The sequence below is a fragment of the Microlunatus flavus genome (genome assembly GCF_900110855.1).
Lineage (GTDB): Bacteria > Actinomycetota > Actinomycetes > Propionibacteriales > Propionibacteriaceae > Microlunatus > Microlunatus flavus.
Map to the genome: position 1 here is coordinate 225,278 of NZ_FOFA01000003.1, position 15,561 is coordinate 240,838.

Annotated in this window: 14 protein-coding genes; all 14 read left to right on the forward strand. The window is 72.5% G+C overall.

Going from position 1 to position 15,561, the window contains the following annotated elements; genetic code table 11:
- The first annotated feature begins 22 nt into the window (after nucleotides 1-22).
- Nucleotides 23-817 carry a bifunctional 1-(5-phosphoribosyl)-5-((5-phosphoribosylamino)methylideneamino)imidazole-4-carboxamide isomerase/phosphoribosylanthranilate isomerase PriA gene (priA, locus tag BMY04_RS08790; protein ID WP_091178939.1) on the forward strand — a complete coding sequence of 265 codons (795 nt, stop codon included), beginning with the start codon at nucleotides 23-25 and terminating at the stop codon, nucleotides 815-817.
- Complete coding sequence (locus BMY04_RS08795) at nucleotides 814-3,177, forward strand: HAD-IB family hydrolase (RefSeq protein ID WP_091178942.1); 2,364 nt, start codon at nucleotides 814-816, stop codon at nucleotides 3,175-3,177. Before priA ends, BMY04_RS08795 begins: the two co-directional genes overlap by 4 nt.
- A gap of 196 nt (nucleotides 3,178-3,373) precedes the next feature.
- The gene (locus tag BMY04_RS08800) at nucleotides 3,374-4,282 is read left to right on the forward strand and encodes a hypothetical protein (protein ID WP_139209801.1); all 909 of its coding nucleotides are present in this window, start codon (nucleotides 3,374-3,376) and stop codon (nucleotides 4,280-4,282) included.
- 139 nt (nucleotides 4,283-4,421) lie between these two features.
- Nucleotides 4,422-5,183 (forward strand): YebC/PmpR family DNA-binding transcriptional regulator, encoded by a 762-nt coding sequence (locus BMY04_RS08805; RefSeq protein WP_091178949.1) that lies wholly within the window; start codon nucleotides 4,422-4,424, stop codon nucleotides 5,181-5,183.
- A 161-nt stretch (nucleotides 5,184-5,344) separates the two neighbouring features.
- Entirely contained in the window at nucleotides 5,345-5,899 is a 555-nt protein-coding gene (locus BMY04_RS08810; protein WP_232506273.1) for a crossover junction endodeoxyribonuclease RuvC, read from the forward strand.
- On the forward strand, nucleotides 5,896-6,504 hold the full coding sequence (gene ruvA / locus BMY04_RS08815) for a Holliday junction branch migration protein RuvA (RefSeq protein WP_091178953.1): 609 nt from the start codon (nucleotides 5,896-5,898) through the stop codon (nucleotides 6,502-6,504). The genes BMY04_RS08810 and ruvA overlap by 4 nt, the downstream gene beginning before the upstream one ends.
- A 58-nt stretch (nucleotides 6,505-6,562) precedes the next feature.
- A complete protein-coding gene (gene ruvB / locus BMY04_RS08820; RefSeq protein ID WP_091179630.1) occupies nucleotides 6,563-7,597 on the forward strand; it encodes a Holliday junction branch migration DNA helicase RuvB in 1,035 nt (344 codons plus the stop codon).
- 69 nt (nucleotides 7,598-7,666) lie between these two features.
- The gene (gene yajC, locus BMY04_RS08825; RefSeq protein WP_091178955.1) at nucleotides 7,667-8,089 is read left to right on the forward strand and encodes a preprotein translocase subunit YajC; all 423 of its coding nucleotides are present in this window, start codon (nucleotides 7,667-7,669) and stop codon (nucleotides 8,087-8,089) included.
- 98 nt (nucleotides 8,090-8,187) lie between these two features.
- Nucleotides 8,188-9,903 carry a protein translocase subunit SecD gene (gene secD, locus BMY04_RS08830; RefSeq protein WP_091179632.1) on the forward strand — a complete coding sequence of 572 codons (1,716 nt, stop codon included), beginning with the start codon at nucleotides 8,188-8,190 and terminating at the stop codon, nucleotides 9,901-9,903.
- Between the two features lie 4 nt (nucleotides 9,904-9,907).
- A complete protein-coding gene (secF, locus tag BMY04_RS08835) occupies nucleotides 9,908-11,140 on the forward strand; it encodes a protein translocase subunit SecF (RefSeq protein ID WP_091178957.1) in 1,233 nt (410 codons plus the stop codon).
- Between the two features lie 4 nt (nucleotides 11,141-11,144).
- Nucleotides 11,145-11,681: an adenine phosphoribosyltransferase gene (locus tag BMY04_RS08840; RefSeq protein ID WP_091178958.1), complete on the forward strand. Its 537-nt coding sequence runs from the start codon at nucleotides 11,145-11,147 to the stop codon at nucleotides 11,679-11,681.
- A 1-nt stretch (nucleotide 11,682) separates the two neighbouring features.
- Complete coding sequence (locus tag BMY04_RS08845; RefSeq protein ID WP_232506203.1) at nucleotides 11,683-12,738, forward strand: potassium channel family protein; 1,056 nt, start codon at nucleotides 11,683-11,685, stop codon at nucleotides 12,736-12,738.
- Between the two features lie 179 nt (nucleotides 12,739-12,917).
- Nucleotides 12,918-15,146 (forward strand): RelA/SpoT family protein, encoded by a 2,229-nt coding sequence (locus tag BMY04_RS08850; protein WP_170854079.1) that lies wholly within the window; start codon nucleotides 12,918-12,920, stop codon nucleotides 15,144-15,146.
- A gap of 175 nt (nucleotides 15,147-15,321) precedes the next feature.
- Complete coding sequence (locus BMY04_RS08855; RefSeq protein WP_091178961.1) at nucleotides 15,322-15,558, forward strand: helix-turn-helix domain-containing protein; 237 nt, start codon at nucleotides 15,322-15,324, stop codon at nucleotides 15,556-15,558.
- The last annotated feature ends 3 nt before the right edge of the window (nucleotides 15,559-15,561 follow it).

The window sequence follows — 15,561 nt, forward strand, 5'->3', positions numbered from 1 at the left end:
GCCGCTCCGGTAGAGTCGCCCGGTGCTCCCGCGCTCCACACCGACCACCGACCACCTGGTCCTGCTCCCCGCCGTCGACGTGGCGGGCGGCCAGGCCGTCCAGCTCGTCCAGGGCGTGGCGGGGTCGGAGAAGGTGTTCGGCGACCCGATGGCCGCAGCCCGGCGCTGGGTCGACGAGGGTGCGGAGTGGATCCACCTCGTCGACCTCGACGCCGCGTTCGGCCGCGGCAGCAACGCCGCGGTGCTCGCACCGATCGTCGCGGCCGTCGCGGAGGCGGGCGTGCACGTCGAGCTCTCCGGCGGCATCCGCGACGACGCGAGCCTGGAGCGCGCGCTCTCGACCGGCTGCGCCCGGGTGAACATCGGCACGGCGGCCCTGGAGTCTCCGGAGTGGTGCGAGCGCGTCATCGCCGAGCACGGCGAGCAGGTGGCCATCGGCCTTGACGTCCGTGGCACCCGCCTCGCGGCCCGCGGCTGGACGCAGGAGGGCGGCGAGCTGGACGAGACGCTGGCCCGGCTGGTCGAGGCCGGCTGCGCACGGTTCGTGGTGACCGACGTGGCCAGCGACGGCATGCTGTCGGGGCCCAACCTGTCCCTGCTCGAGCACGTCTGCTCGCGGACCGACGCCCCCGTGGTCGCCAGCGGCGGCATCAGCAGCCTCGCCGACCTCGAGGCGCTCTCGGGCCTGGTCGAGCGCGGGGTGGAGGGCGCGATCATCGGCACCGCGCTCTACGTCGGCAGCTTCACGCTGCCCGAGGCCCTGGCGGCGACCGGGGCCCCGGCCCGCACCGCGACCCAGGACGGAGCGCGTCGATGAGCGTCCCCGCCGACACCTTCCGCCGCGGCCCCGCCCTGAGCGAGCTCCGCCAGCCGGCCCACGGCCCGCTCCTCGACGGCCGCCTGCGCGACCTGCTGGACGGCAAGAAGATCGTCATGACCGGGGTGACCGGCTTCATCGGCGAGCAGCTGCTGTGGAAGATCCTCACCGAGCTCCCGGGCACGACCCCGTCGGTGCTGGTGCGCCGCAAGGGTTCGGCGGGCGCGGAGGCCCGCGTCCGCAGCCTGCTCAAGAAGAAGGTGTTCGCCGACCTTGCGGAGGCCGCCGGCGGCCTGGACGCGCTGCTCGAGCGCGTCGAGGTGATCGAGGGCGACCTGCCGAACGTCCCCGCCCTGCCCGCCGACCTCGACGTCGTCGTGCACTGCGCCGGCGACGTGTCCTTCGACCCGCCGATCGACCAGGCCTTCACCACCAACGTCGTCGGCACGCAGCGCCTCATGGAGCGCATGCTCGAGGCCGTCACCGGCTCCGACGGCGAGCGCACGAAGGTGCCGCACTACGTCCACATCTCCACCGCGTACACCGCGGGTCGGCGTCGCGGCGCGATCCCCGAGGCCGGGCACGTGCACGGCATCGACCACGAGGCCGAGACCCGGGCCGGGCTGGCGATGCGCGAGCAGGTCGAGGCCGCCTCGCGCATGCCGGAGCGGCTGACCGCCCTGCGCAAGGAGGCCGAGCGGCAGCACCGCCAGGCCGGCTACCTCACCACCGCCGCCGACACCGAGCGCCGCCGCCAGGAGTGGGTGACCGCCGAGCTGGTCGCCGCCGGCACCGAGCGGGCGCGCTCGCTCGGCTGGACCGACGTCTACACATTCACCAAGGCCCTCGGGGAGCGCGTCGTCACCGAGCTCGGCGCCGACATCGAGGTCTCCATCGTCCGGCCCGCCATCGTCGAGTCCAGCTGGAAGCACCCGTACCCGGGCTGGATCGAGGGCTTCAAGATGGCGGAGCCGCTGATCCTGGCCTACGGCCGCGGCGAGCTGCCGGAGTTCCCGGCCTCGGCCGACTCGGTGCTCGACATCGTGCCGTGCGACCTGGTCGTCAACGCGATCCTCGCCGTCTGCGCCAGCGACCCCACGCCGGGCGAGCCGGAGTACTACCACGTCAGCTCCGGCGCCCGGAACCCGCTCACGTTCCACGACATGTACGGCCACATCCGCTCCTACTTCACCGCGCACCCGCTGGAGAATGTCTCGAAGCCGGGCGCGCCGCTGCCCGAGTGGACCTTCCCCGGCGCCGTGTCGGTCGAGCGGCTGCTGTCGACCTCCGAGCGCGCCCACTCGGTCGCCGAGCGGGTCGTCTCGCGGGCGCCGCGCTCCCACCGGACGCGCAAGCTCGCCCGTGACCTCGACAAGCTGCGGGGCCGCCTGGACTTCTGGCGGCGCTACCACACCCTCTACAACGAGTACGCGCAGTCGGAGCTGCACTTCGTCGACGACAACACCCTCGCGCTGAACGACTCGCTCGACCCGGCCGACGTGGAGGCCTTCGCCTTCGACACCGCCGGCTTCGACTGGACTACCTACATCGAGGAGGTCCACTGCCCGTCGGTGACGGCCTCCGTACGGCGGATGGACGCGCTCCGGCGTCGGCGCGGCGCCCGCCCGACGACGATGCGCGACCTCAGCAAGGACACGTCCGGCTCCAAGGCGGTCGCGGTCTTCGACCTCGACGGCACGATCATGTCGACCAACGTCATCGAGCAGTACCTGTGGTCGCGCCTGCCCGAGCTCTCGCCCGTGGAGCAGGTCCTCGAGGTCGGCGGCGTGCTCGGCCGGCTGCCGGGCTACCTGCTCACCGAGCAGCGCGACCGCGGCAGCTTCCTCCGTGCGGTGTACCGCCGGTACAAGGGCCTCGACCTCGCCGAGCTCGAGCAGCGCGTCGACACGACGATGGGCGACTTCATCCTCAGCCGGGTCGCCCCCGAGGCGCTCGAGCGGATCCAGGAGCACCGGGCCGCCGGGCACACGACGATCCTCATCACGGGTGCGGTCTCGGTGCTGACGCGACCGCTGCGCGACCTCTTCGACGTCATCCTCGCGGCCGAGCTCGGCGTCGACGCCGACGGCCGGGCGACCGGCTACCTGGCGACGCCGCCGCTGGTGGGGGAGTCGCGCAGCGCCTGGCTGCGCCACTACGCCGCGCTGCACGGCGTGGACCTGTCGAAGAGCTTCGCCTACGCCGACAGCCACTCCGACCTGCCGATGCTCGCCAGCGTCGGCAACCCGGTGGCGGTGAGCCCGGACATCTCGCTGATGCGTGCGGCCCAGCGCAGCCAGTGGTCGATCGTGGAGTGGAAGACCAAGGCCCCCAGCCCCCGCTGGCACCTGCCCGCCTGAGCGGCCCCCGCTTCCCCCCACCCCCCGATGTCCGCGAAACGCTGAGGGACGACAACGTTCCTGGCGATTCCGTTGTCGGGAGTCAGCGGTTCGTCGAGCTGGCGCGGCTGTCCACAGGAGCGCCGCGGCGCGGGAGCTGTCCACAGGGTGCGCTCTTCGGGCGGCACGTCCGCGCGATCGTCACCATGCTCCCGGCGTGGAGGTCGTACGAGGCCGCGTCAGGCGGGCCGGGTGGACGAGAGCGGCGTACGGCGTGCACGTCTCGTCGGCCGAGCCCGATCTCGGGCAGCGGCTGCTGGGCTGGAGCCAGGTGCTCCCGGACAGCGCCGTCCTCACCCACCTCACGGCCGCCGAGGCGCGCGGGTGGTGGCTGCCGCAGCCGGTGCCGCATCCCGTGTTCGCCGCGGTCGCGGAGCGCGAGCGCCATCCCCAGCGCGCGGGGCTGAGGGTGGTCCGGCTCGCTGCCCCGCCCGCGACCGACGTGGTGGACGGCCTGCGGCTCGCCACGCCGGCCGAGACCCTGCTGTCCTGCGCCGCGGACCTGCACGTCCTCGATCTCGTCCCGCTCGGCGACTCGGCGCTGCGGCTCGGGCACTGCACCCTCGACGAGCTGTGGGCGGCGACCCGCGCCCGGCGCCGCGGGACCCCGATGCTCCGGACGGTCCTGCCCCTGCTCGACGGCCGCAGCGAGTCGGCCTGGGAGTCGGTCCTGCGGGTGCTGCACGTGACCGCCGACGTGGAGGTCGAGCCGCAGCGGGAGATCGTCACCGCGAGCGGAGCCTTCGTCGCGCGCGCCGACCTCTGGCTGGTCGGGACGCGCCGCATCCACGAGTACGACGGCGCGGACCACCGCGATCCCGAGACCCACCGGGCCGACCTCGCCCGGGAGCGCCGGCTGGTCGACGAGCGCTGGGAACGGTGCGGGTACACCGCGCGGGAGGTCCTGCGCCGAGGCGGCGACATCATCGCGGCGGCCGACGCGGCCCTCGGACGTCCCTGGGTGCCCGCCCGGCTCGAGAGCTGGCGCGGCCTCGTCGCCCGCTCCCTCTACGGCTCGCTCGGCCGCCGGCGGGCCCTGGCCCGCTGGACCCCGACGAACCGCTGACTCCCGACAGCCATCGGGCCGAAGACGCTGTCGTCTTTCAGCGTTTCGCGGGTGTCGGACGGGTGCGGAGGCCGGGGGACGGGGTTCGGGGGTGCAACGCGGGTGGAGGTCCGCCGCGGCAGGACTAGGATCGGGGACCATGTCGGGTCACTCCAAGTGGGCAACCACCAAGCACCAGAAGGCGGTCGTCGACGCACGTCGCGCGAAGTCGTTCGCCAAGCTCATCAAGAACATCGAGGTCGCGGCGCGGCTCGGCGGCGGTGACGTCGACGGCAACCCGACCCTGTACGACGCGGTGCAGAAGGCGCGCAAGACGTCGGTCCCCAAGGACAACATCGAGCGCGCGATCAAGCGCGGCTCCGGTGCCGAGGGCGGCGGCGCCGACTACGAGACGCTGTTCTACGAGGCGTACGGGCCGGCCGGCATCGCGATGCTCATCGAGTGCCTGACCGACAACCGCAACCGCTCGGCCTCCGAGGTGCGCATCGCCGTCACCCGCAACGGCGGGACGATGGCCGACGTCGGATCGACCGCGCGCGTGTTCAGCCGCAAGGGCGTCGTGCTGGTCTCCAAGACCCAGGACGGCCGCGAGCTCACCGAGGACGACGTCCTCGAGGCGACGCTCGACGCCGGGCCCGACGAGGTCAACGACCTCGGCGACGCGTTCGAGGTCATCAGCGACCCGAACGACACCGTCGCCGTGCGCACGGCCGTGCAGGAGGCCGGGCTCGACTACGACTCCGCGGAGGTGTCGTTCGTGCCCGAGTTCACCCAGCCGGCCGACGCCGCGACGTTCGAGAAGCTCGAGAAGATCGTCGACGCCCTCGAGGACTCCGACGACGTGCAGAACGTCTTCACCAACGTCGAGGCGCCGGACGACGCGCTGGTGAGCGCGGGCTAGAGCCGGTACCGCCGGCCGAGCGTGTCGGGTCGGCCGGCGCCCGCCCGGCCGGGTTAGCGTACGAACGCGTGTTCGCATCGAGCGCGTTCCGTCGACCGTCAGGGGCCCGAAGCGTGCGCGTGCTCGGCATCGACCCCGGGCTGACGCGCTGCGGGCTCGGCATGGTGGACGGGGTGCCCGGTCGGCCGCCGTTCGTGCTGGCCGTCGACGTGGTGCGCACGTCCGCCCACGAGGAGACCGGCGCCCGCCTCGCGGTGCTCGAGGAGACGATGGAGGAGTGGGTGCGGCGCTACCGCCCCGCCGCCGTCGCCGTCGAGCGGGTCTTCGCCCAGCACAACGTCGGGACCGTCATGGGCACGGCGCAGGCCGCCGGGGTGGCCCTGCTGGTCGCCGCCCGGCACGGCATCCCGACGGCGCTGCACACGCCGAGCGAGGTCAAGGCCGCGATCACCGGCTCCGGGCGCGCCGGCAAGGACCAGGTCGGCGCGATGGTCGCCCGGATCCTGCGTCTCGACGAGGTGCCCAAGCCCGCCGACGCCGCCGACGCGCTGGCCCTGGCCATCTGCCACGTGTGGCGCGGGCAGAGCACCGACCGGCTCGACGCCGCCCGTCAGGCGGCCTCGGGCGTCGCCGCCCGGCAGCAGCGGGCGTACGCGGCCGCGCGCACCGGCGCCGCCACCAGCCCCCGGACAGGCACGAGAGGACCCCGCGCATGATCGCCTCCCTCAGCGGAACCGTGGCCGCCCTCGGGCCCACGTCGGCCGTCGTCGAGACCGGCGGCGTCGGCCTGCTCGCCCTGTGCAGCCCGGGCACCCTGGCCCATCTGCGCATCGGGCAGCGCGCGACGCTCTTCACGTCGCTGGTGGTCCGCGAGGACTCACTGACGCTGTTCGGCTTCGCCAGCGCCGACGAGCGCGAGTTCTTCGAGCTGCTGCTGACCGCGACCGGCGTCGGTCCCAAGCTGGCCCAGGCGGCGCTCGCCGTGCTCAGCCCCGACGAGCTGCGCCACGCCATCGCGACGGAGAACCTGGTCGTGCTCTGCAAGGTCCCGGGCATCGGGCGCAAGGGCGCCCAACGCATCGTGCTCGAGCTCAAGGACAAGATCAACGCCGTGGGCCTGGTGGCCGAGCCCGGCGCCCCGGTCCTGCCCGGGCAGGCTCTGTGGCGTGCCCAGGTCACCCAGGGCCTCGTCGGTCTCGGCTGGGCGCTCAAGGACGCCGAGGCCGCGTGCGACGACGTCGAGCCGATGCTGGAGGACCAGCCCGACCTCGGGGTGCCCGCGCTGATGCGCGCCGCGCTCCAGACGCTGGCCCGACGATGAGCACCCAGAGCGCGCGCAGCACCCCGAGGAGCACCCGGTGAGCCTCGACCCCGTGGACATGCGCGGGCTGGCCGACCCCGACGAGCGCGCCGCCGAGTCGGCGCTGCGGCCGACGACGCTGGAGGAGTTCGAGGGGCAGCCGCGCGTCGCCGAACAGCTCGGCCTGGTCCTCGCGGCGGCCCGGCGCCGCGGCGGTGTGCCCGACCACGTGCTGCTCTCCGGCCCGCCCGGCCTGGGCAAGACGACGCTGGCGATGATCATCGCCGCGGAGATGAGCGCCCCGCTGCGCATCTCCAGCGGCCCGGCCATCCAGCACGCCGGCGACCTCGCCGCCATCCTCTCGGGCCTGGTCGAGGGCGAGGTGCTGTTCCTCGACGAGATCCACCGGCTGTCGCGGCCGGCCGAGGAGATGCTCTACCTCGCGATGGAGGACTTCCGCGTCGACGTGGTCGTGGGCAAGGGACCTGGCGCGACGGCGATCCCCATCGAGATCCCGCGCTTCACCCTGGTCGGGGCCACGACCCGCGCGGGGCTGCTGCCGGGCCCGCTGCGGGACCGCTTCGGCTTCACCGGCCAGCTCGACTTCTACGCCGCCGCCGACCTCGACCACATCGTGCGCCGCTCGGCGCTGCTGCTCGGGGTCGACCTCGACCCCGACGCGGCGAAGGAGATCGCGCGCCGCTCCCGGGGGACACCGCGCATCGCCAACCGGCTGCTGCGCCGCGTCCGCGACTTCGCCGAGGTCCGCGGGTCGGGCCGGCTCACCCAGGCGGTCGCGGCGGCCGCGCTGGAGCTGTACGAGGTGGACGCCATCGGCCTCGACCGCCTCGACCGGGCCGTGCTGGTCGCCATCTGCAAGCGCTTCGCCGGCGGGCCCGTGGGGCTGTCGACCCTGGCCATCTCGGTGGGGGAGGAGCGCGAGACGGTCGAGGAGGTCGCCGAGCCGTTCCTCGTGCGCGAGGGCTTCCTCATGCGCACACCGAGGGGCCGCGTCGCGACTCCGGCGGCCTGGCGCCACCTGGGGCTCAAGGTCCCCCGCGACGCCGGTGGCGGCGTGCCCGGCGCCACGCCCGAGGGCGACCTGTTCTCCTGACTTCGGGATTTCGCAGGTTTGGCAAGTAGAGTTCACCGGTCCGCCCGTACCCGACGAGAAGACGAGTCGATGTCCCAGCAAGCCAGCACCCTGATCCTCGTCGTCCTGATGGTGGTCGCGTTCTACTTCCTGATCCTGCGGCCGCAGAAGAAGCGTCAGCAGGCGATGCAGAAGACGATGCGCGAGCTCCAGCCGGGTGACCGGGTCCTCCTGGGCAGCGGCCTGTTCGGCACCCTGCTCTCGATCGGCGACAAGCAGGCCGTCATGGAGATCTCTCCCGGCGTCGAGCTGACCGTCCTCAAGCAGGCGATCGTGCGGCGCGCGACCGAGGCCGACGAGGACACCCTCACCGAGGACGAGGTCGGCGACGAGCTCGAGGCGGAGGCGACCGCCACGTACGACACCGGCGACCCGCAGCCGGTCGTCCGCGCCGACGCGGACGCGCCGAGCGGCACGACCGTCGCCGACAACGACCGCAGCAACCTGCGCTGAATCCCCACCGACGGCCGGCCGCGGCGACGCGGTCGGCACGGTCATGAACGAGGTAGAGCACTGACGTGGCAGCGATGACCGGCCGACCCCTGCGCATGCTGATCGCCCTGGCGATCATCATCGCCGGCCTGATCACCTTGATGGCGGTGGGCAAGAGCTGGACCCCCAAGCTCGGGCTCGACCTGCGGGGCGGCACGACCGTCACCCTGACCGCCCGGAACACCTCCGGCAGCGGCTCGGTGGACCCCAACAGCCTCCAGCAGGCCCGCACGATCATCGAGCAGCGCGTCAACGCGCTCGGCGTCGGCGAGAGCGAGGTCACCGTCTCCGGTGACCGGCAGATCATCGTCAGCGTCCCCAACGTGCAGCAGGACCAGCTGGTCCAGCAGGTGGGGCAGACCGCCGTGCTGCGGTTCCGGGCGGTGTACGCGGCCGAGCAGGTCCAGCCGACGGCCCCCGTGCCCTCGTCGACCGAGACCAGCGCGCCGACCCCGGCGCCGAGCGGCGAGCCGACCGGCTCGGCGTCCGCGCCGGCGCCGTCGGAGTCGGTCAACCCGGCCACCCCGAGCGCGGCCCCGAGCGGCGGCAGCGGGCAGGTCCCGGCGGGCAACAACCGGCCCATGGCCAACCCGCAGCTGCCCGCGCCGGCCCTGCCGACCGCGCCGCCGACGCCCTCCGCCCCGCGCCCGACGGAGCCCGGGCAGGGCACGCCGCCGGACAAGGCCCTCGACTGGCAGCCCAGCCAGGCCGACCAGACCGACTTCGCCGCCTTCACCTGCGGCGACCCGCAGGTCGACGTGTCGGACCAGCCGCTGTTCTCCTGCTCCCGCGAGGGCGACCAGAAGTTCCTGCTCGGCCCGACCCTGATCGAGGGCAACCAGCTCTCGAGCGCGAGCGCCGGCATCCCGCAGAACGGGATCGAGTGGGTCGTGAACCTGCAGTTCAACGGCGAGGGCTCGACGGCGTTCGAGAACGCGACCCGCGCGCTGGCCGCCAAGAGCGACCCGATGAACCGCTTCTCCATCGTCCTCGACGGCAAGTCGATCTCGGCCCCGTCGGTCAACACGGCCATCCCGGGTGGCGCCGCCCAGATCTCCGGCGGCTTCACGCAGCAGTCGGCGACCGACCTGGCGAACGTCCTCAAGTACGGCGCCCTGCCGCTCGCCTTCGACATCTCCGAGGTCAGCAACGTCTCCGCGACCCTCGGTGGTGAGCAGCTGCAGGCCGGCATCATCGCCGGCCTGATCGGTCTGGCGCTGGTGGTGCTGTTCTGCTTCGCCTACTACCGCGGGCTCGGCATCGTCGTGGTCGCCTCGCTGGCGATCGCCGCGGTCGTCACGTACGCGTGCATGGTGCTGCTCGGCAGCTCGGTCGGCTTCGCGCTGAACCTGCCCGGCATCGCCGGCGCGATCGTGGCCATCGGCGTGACGGCGGACAGCTTCGTCATCTACTTCGAACGCATCCGCGACGAGGTGCGGGACGGACGCAGCCTGCGGACCGCGGTCGAGACCGGCTGGCGACGGGCGCGGCACACCATCCTGATCGCCGACGCGGTCTCGATGCTGTCGGCGGTCGTGCTGTTCATCCTGGCGATCGGCTCGGTGCGCGGCTTCGCCTTCACCCTGGGCCTCACCACGCTCATCGACGTCTTCGTCGTGTTCTTCTTCACCAAGCCGCTGATGACGCTGCTGGCCCGCACCCGCTTCTTCGGCGGCGGGCACCGGCTGTCCGGGCTCGACCCGGAGCACCTCGGGGTCAAGGCCCTCCCGGGCACGCGGACACGACGGGCCGTCGCGGCCGGATCGAGGGTCTGAACCCATGAGCAAGTTCTCCCAGCTGGGCCACCGCCTCTACACCGGTGAGGTCTCCTACGACTTCATCGGCCGGCGCCGGCGCTGGTACGTCCTCTCCGGGATCCTGCTGGGGATCTCGATCCTCGCGATCCTGCTGAAGGGGCTCACGCTCGGCATCGAGTTCGAGGGCGGCGCCGATTTCCAGGCGCCGACCACGGTGACGGCGCAGACCAAGCAGGTCGTGACCGACGCCGTCGAGCGCGCCGGGGTGCAGGACCTCGGCGAGATCACGGTCAGCACCATCGGCAGCAACCAGGTCCGGGTCCAGACCCGCACCCTGAACACCACGACCGAGGTCCCCGAGGTCCGCACGGCCATCGGCCAGGCGGTCGGCGTGCCCGGCGACCAGGTCAACTACAGCCTGATCGGCGCCTCGTGGGGCGGCCAGATCACCGAGCGTGCGCTGATCGCGCTCGTCGTCTTCCTCGTCCTCGTCACGCTGGTCATCTGGATCTACTTCCGCGACGCCAAGATGTCAGGGGCGGCGCTGGTCGCGCTGCTCCACGACCTGCTGCTCACGGTGGGCATCTACGCCCTCGTCGGGTTCACGGTGACGCCGGCGACGCTGATCGGCGTCCTGACCATCCTGGGCTACTCGCTCTACGACACCGTCGTGGTGTTCGACAAGGTGCGCGAGAACGTCCGCGGGGTCCGTACGAGCACGACGAAGACCTACTCGGAGGCGTCCAACCTCGCGGTCAACCAGGTGCTGGTGCGCTCGATCAACACCACCGTCATCGGCGTGCTCCCGGTCGCCGCGCTGCTCTTCGCCGGCACCGCGATCCTGGGCGAGGGCCCGCTGAAGGACCTCGCGCTCGCGCTGTTCGTCGGCATGATCTCCGGCGCGTACTCCTCGATCTTCATCGCCACCCCGCTGCTCGCGCAGCTCAAGGAGCGCGAGCCGGACATGCGGCGCCACCGGGCCCGCGTCGAGAACCGTCGCGGCAAGGCGGAGGCGAAGACCGCGGGCGGCGTCGAGCTCCTCGACAGCGCCGGTGGGTCCGACGACCGGGTCGCCGAGCCCGAGGGGCTCGTGGGCGTCGACCCCGCCGAGCCGGCGGCGGTGGCGGTCGGCAGCCGCGGCGGCACGCGGATCACCACGGTGAGCCCGGAGGCCCGCTCCGTACGCCCGGTGGTCGAGGGTGCCGCCAAGCGGCCGCAGCCGCAGAGCTCGACCCGCAGCCAGCGGAAGAAGTAGCCGGATGGGTCCCGCCGGGCTGGCGGAGCTGGTCGTGGACGTGCCCGACTTCCCCAAGCCGGGCGTGACCTTCAAGGACATCACCCCGCTGCTGGCGGACCCGGTCGGGCTGGCCGCGGCCGTCGAGGGCCTCGCCGCCGTGGCGCCCGAGGGCGTCGACGCGGTCGTCGCGCTCGAGGCCCGCGGCTTCATCTTCGGCGGCCCGGTCGCGCTCGCGCTGGGCGTCGGCTTCGTGCCGGTGCGCAAGCCCAACAAGCTGCCCCGGGCGCACGTCGACGTCACGTACGACCTCGAGTACGGCACCGAGACGCTCGCGCTGCACGCCGACGCCCTCCAGCCGGGCCAGCGCGTGCTGGTGGTCGACGACGTGCTCGCCACCGGCGGCACGCTGGTCGCCGCCTCCGGGCTCGTGCGCCGCCTGGGCGCCGAGGTCGCCGCCGTGGCCGTGGTGCTGGAGCTCGGCTTCCTCGACGGCCGCCGCCGGCTCGCCGAGGCCGGCGTCACCGACGTGCGGGCGCTCATCAGCAGCGGAGGTGCCTGAGGTGCCCGTGACCCGCCTGCGCCGGCTCGACAACGACCGGCGCTGGTCGACCGAGACCCTCGTCTCGCTGCCCGCGCGCTCGGCGTCCCCGGCGGTCGAGCTCGGTCGCCGCGGCGGGCTGGCGCTCCTGCTCCTGGCCATGGTGGTCGGGCTCGTGTGGTTCGACCGTGACTCCTACACCGACAACTACGACGGCCGCGTCGGGCTGATCGACGCGATCTACTACGCGACCGTGACCATCACGACGACGGGCTACGGCGACATCACCCCGGTCGCCCCGCACGCCCGCGTCCTGAACGCCCTGTTCGTCACCCCGCTGCGGATCGGCTTCCTGGTCCTGCTGGTCGGCACCACCCTCGAGGTCCTGGCCAACCAGGGCCGCCAGATGTACCGCGACTCCCGCTGGAGGAGAGGCATGCGCAACCACGTCGTCGTGGTCGGCTACGGCACCAAGGGCCGCAGCGCCGTCGAGACGCTCGAGACCAACGGCACGAGCGCGGCCCAGGTCGTCATCATCGACGGCCGCGCGACCGCGGTGGCCGACGCCAACGCCCGCGGGTACGCCGCCATCGAGGGCGACGCGACCCGCCGCGACATCCTGCGGCGCGCCGAGATCGCCAAGGCCCGCGAGATCGTCATCACCCTCGACCGCGACGACTCCGCCATCCTCACCATGCTGACCGTGCGCCAGCTCAACCCGAGCGCGCACGTGGTCGTCGCCGTCCGCGAGGACGACAACGCCTCGCTGCTGCGCCAGTGCGGCGCGAACGTCGTCGTCACCTCCTCGGAGGCCGTCGGGCGCCTGCTCGGGCTGTCGGCGACGAGCCCCAACATCGGCACGGTCATCGAGGACCTGCTCTCCTCGCGCGAGGGCCTGGAGGTCGGGGAGCGGCAGGTGACGGCGAGCGAGGCCGGGCACTCCCCGGAGGAGGTCAACGGCGAGCGCGTCATCGCCGTCGTGCGGAACAAGACGCTGCGCCGCTTCTACGACCCCGCCGTCTCCCAGCTGCAGGCCGGCGACCAGGTCGTCGTCGTGCGCCGGGCGCAGGACGGTTGAGGGCTCGGCACTAGACTCGCTCCGAGACGGGGACGAAGGGTGTGGTGGACCAGGGCGTGGTGGACCAGAGCGCAGTCGTAGGGCCTCCGGCCGCCGTCACGGACGCGCCGCCGGTCAGTCCTGCCCCGGGCCCGGCGCCGGGCGTGGGCACGCCCAACGCCGAGCCGCCCCGCGTGAGGATGCGCCAGCGTCTCGCCCGCCTCGGGTCCGCCCGGCCGCAGACGCCGGCCCTCGACCCGCTGTTCCGGGTCATCCGGGCCAACCACCCGAAGGCCGACCTCTCGCTCGTCGAGCGCGCCTTCCGCACCGCCGAGCGCTACCACCACGACCAGCGCCGCAAGAGCGGCGACGCCTACATCACCCACCCGCTCGCGGTGACGACGATCCTCGCCGAGCTGGGCATGACCGAGGCCACGCTGTGCGCCGCGCTGCTCCACGACACGGTCGAGGACACGTCGTACACGCTCAAGGAGCTGACCAAGGACTTCGGCGAGGAGATCGCCCTCCTCGTCGACGGCTGCACCAAGGTCGACAAGATCAAGTTCGGCGAGTCGGCGAAGTCGGACACCATCCGCAAGATGGTCGTGGCGATGAGCCGCGACATCCGCGTCCTCGTCATCAAGCTGGCCGACCGGCTGCACAACATGCGCACGCTGCACTACCTGCGCCCCGACAAGCAGTCGCGCATCGCGCTGGAGACGCTCGAGATCTACGCGCCGCTGGCCCACCGGCTCGGCATGAACACGATCAAGTGGGAGCTCGAGGACCTCGCGTTCGCCACGATGCACCCCAAGGTCTACGACGAGATCGTCCGCCTCGTCGCCGAGGCGGCCCCGAGCCGCGACGAGTTCCTGGCCACGGTCGTCACCCAGGCGCAGACCGACCTCAAAAACGCCAAGATCAAGGCGACGGTCACCGGGCGGCCGAAGCACTACTACTCGATCTACCAGAAGATGGTCGTCCGCGGCCGCGAGTTCTCCGACATCTACGACCTCGTCGGCCTGCGGATCCTCGTCGAGAACCAGTCCGACTGCTACGCCGCGATGGGCGTCATGCACGTCCGCTGGACCCCTCTGCCGGGGCGGTTCAAGGACTACATCGCGATGCCGAAGTTCAACCTCTACCAGTCGCTGCACACCTCGGTCGTCGGTCCGGGTGGCAAGCCCGTCGAGCTGCAGATCCGGACCGAGGAGATGCACCGGCGCGCCGAGTTCGGTGTCGCTGCGCACTGGAAGTACAAGGAGGGCGCCAAGAACGGCGGCCCCGTCGTCGCCGCCGACGGTTCCGACGACGAGCTGGTCTGGGTGCGCCAGCTGCTCGACTGGCAGCGCGAGACCGCCGACCCGGGCGAGTTCCTCGACTCGCTGCGCTTCGAGATCAACTCGACCGAGGTGTACGCCTTCACCCCGCGCGGCGAGGTCAAGGCCCTGCCGCAGGGCTCGACGCCGGTCGACTTCGCCTACTCGGTGCACACCGAGGTCGGCAACCGCACGATCGGCGCCCGCGTCAACGGCAAGCTCGTGCCGCTGGAGTCGGAGCTGCACAACGGCGACGTCGTGGAGATCTTCACCTCCAAGGCCGAGAACGCCGGGCCCAGCCGCGACTGGCTGACCTTCGTCCGCAGCCCGCGCGCCCGCAACAAGATCCGCCACCACTTCACGCGCGAGCGCCGCGAGGAGTCGATCGAGAACGGCAAGGAGGCGCTGGCCCGCCAGCTCCGCAAGGCCGGCCTCCCGCTGCAGCGCCTGCTCACCCTCGAGCACCTGACCGCCGTCGCCACGCACTTCAAGCTCGCCGACGTCAGCGCGCTCTACGCCGCCATCGGCGAGGGCACGGTCGGCGCGCAGGCCGTGCTCAACCACCTGACCGTGGTCGAGGGCGGCGAGGAGGCCGTCGCCGACGAGGTCGGCGAGGACCGCCTCATCACCGGGCGCCGCAGCCGACGCGCCAGCAGCGGCACCACCACCGGCGTCGTCGTCAAGGGTGCGGACGACCTGCTCGTCAAGCTCGCCAAGTGCTGCACGCCCGTGCCCGGCGACCCGATCATGGGCTTCGTCACCCGAGGGTCCGGCGTCTCGGTCCACCGCGCCGACTGCACCAACACGGCCGAGCTGCGCAAGCACCCCGAGCGCATCGTCGAGGTCAACTGGGCGCCCACCACGCTGAGCTCGTTCCTCGTGGCCATCCAGGTCGAGGCGCTCGACCGCAACCGCCTGCTGTCCGACATCACCCGGTGCCTGTCCGACCAGCACGTGAACATCCTCTCCGCGGCCCTGAGCACGACCAAGGACCGGATCTGCAAGGCGAAGTTCACCTTCGAGACCGGCGACCCGACCCACCTCGACCACGTCCTCGGCGCCGTACGCCAGGTCCCGTCGGTCTTCGACGTCTACCGCGTCTCCCAGTAACCCCCGTCCGCGTCTCCCGGGGCCCGTTCCCGACCAGGTCGAGCGGTAGGTTCCCGCGCGATCTTCGCGTGTAGATCCGTAGCAACCTACCGCTCGACGGGGTTGGACGACATCGCTTCGACTGCGGTCGTCAACGAGGGTTGACGACTTGGTGTCGTCAACCTAGGCTGACGGCATGGTTGTCGACACCACCACGCCTGCCGAGGCGCTCGACGTCGCCTCCGGGGCGACGAGCAGCGACCCGGCCCTCGGCCTGCGGTCCGTCGCCGCGCTGCGCCGTCTCGCCGACCGGCTCGAGGACCTCCAGGTCGCCCGGGCCCGGGAGCGCGGCTGGTCGTGGGCCGAGATCGCCGCGGCGCTCGGCGTCTCCAAGCAGGCCGTCCACAAGAAGCACGCCGGTCCGAGGAGGTAGGAG

What these genes read in the sequence shown, in the direction of transcription:
- BMY04_RS08795 (WP_091178942.1), top strand. Translation starts at nt 814, where the DNA reads ATGAGCGTCCCCGCCGACACCTTCCGCCGCGGCCCCGCCCTGAGCGAG.
- BMY04_RS08805 (WP_091178949.1), top strand. Translation starts at nt 4,422, where the DNA reads ATGTCGGGTCACTCCAAGTGGGCAACCACCAAGCACCAGAAGGCGGTC.
- BMY04_RS08810 (WP_232506273.1), top strand. Translation starts at nt 5,345, where the DNA reads ATGGTGGACGGGGTGCCCGGTCGGCCGCCGTTCGTGCTGGCCGTCGAC.
- ruvA (WP_091178953.1), top strand. Translation starts at nt 5,896, where the DNA reads ATGATCGCCTCCCTCAGCGGAACCGTGGCCGCCCTCGGGCCCACGTCG.
- ruvB (WP_091179630.1), top strand. Translation starts at nt 6,563, where the DNA reads ATGCGCGGGCTGGCCGACCCCGACGAGCGCGCCGCCGAGTCGGCGCTG.
- yajC (WP_091178955.1), top strand. Translation starts at nt 7,667, where the DNA reads ATGTCCCAGCAAGCCAGCACCCTGATCCTCGTCGTCCTGATGGTGGTC.
- secF (WP_091178957.1), top strand. Translation starts at nt 9,908, where the DNA reads ATGAGCAAGTTCTCCCAGCTGGGCCACCGCCTCTACACCGGTGAGGTC.
- BMY04_RS08840 (WP_091178958.1), top strand. Translation starts at nt 11,145, where the DNA reads ATGGGTCCCGCCGGGCTGGCGGAGCTGGTCGTGGACGTGCCCGACTTC.
- BMY04_RS08850 (WP_170854079.1), top strand. Translation starts at nt 12,918, where the DNA reads ATGCGCCAGCGTCTCGCCCGCCTCGGGTCCGCCCGGCCGCAGACGCCG.
- BMY04_RS08855 (WP_091178961.1), top strand. Translation starts at nt 15,322, where the DNA reads ATGGTTGTCGACACCACCACGCCTGCCGAGGCGCTCGACGTCGCCTCC.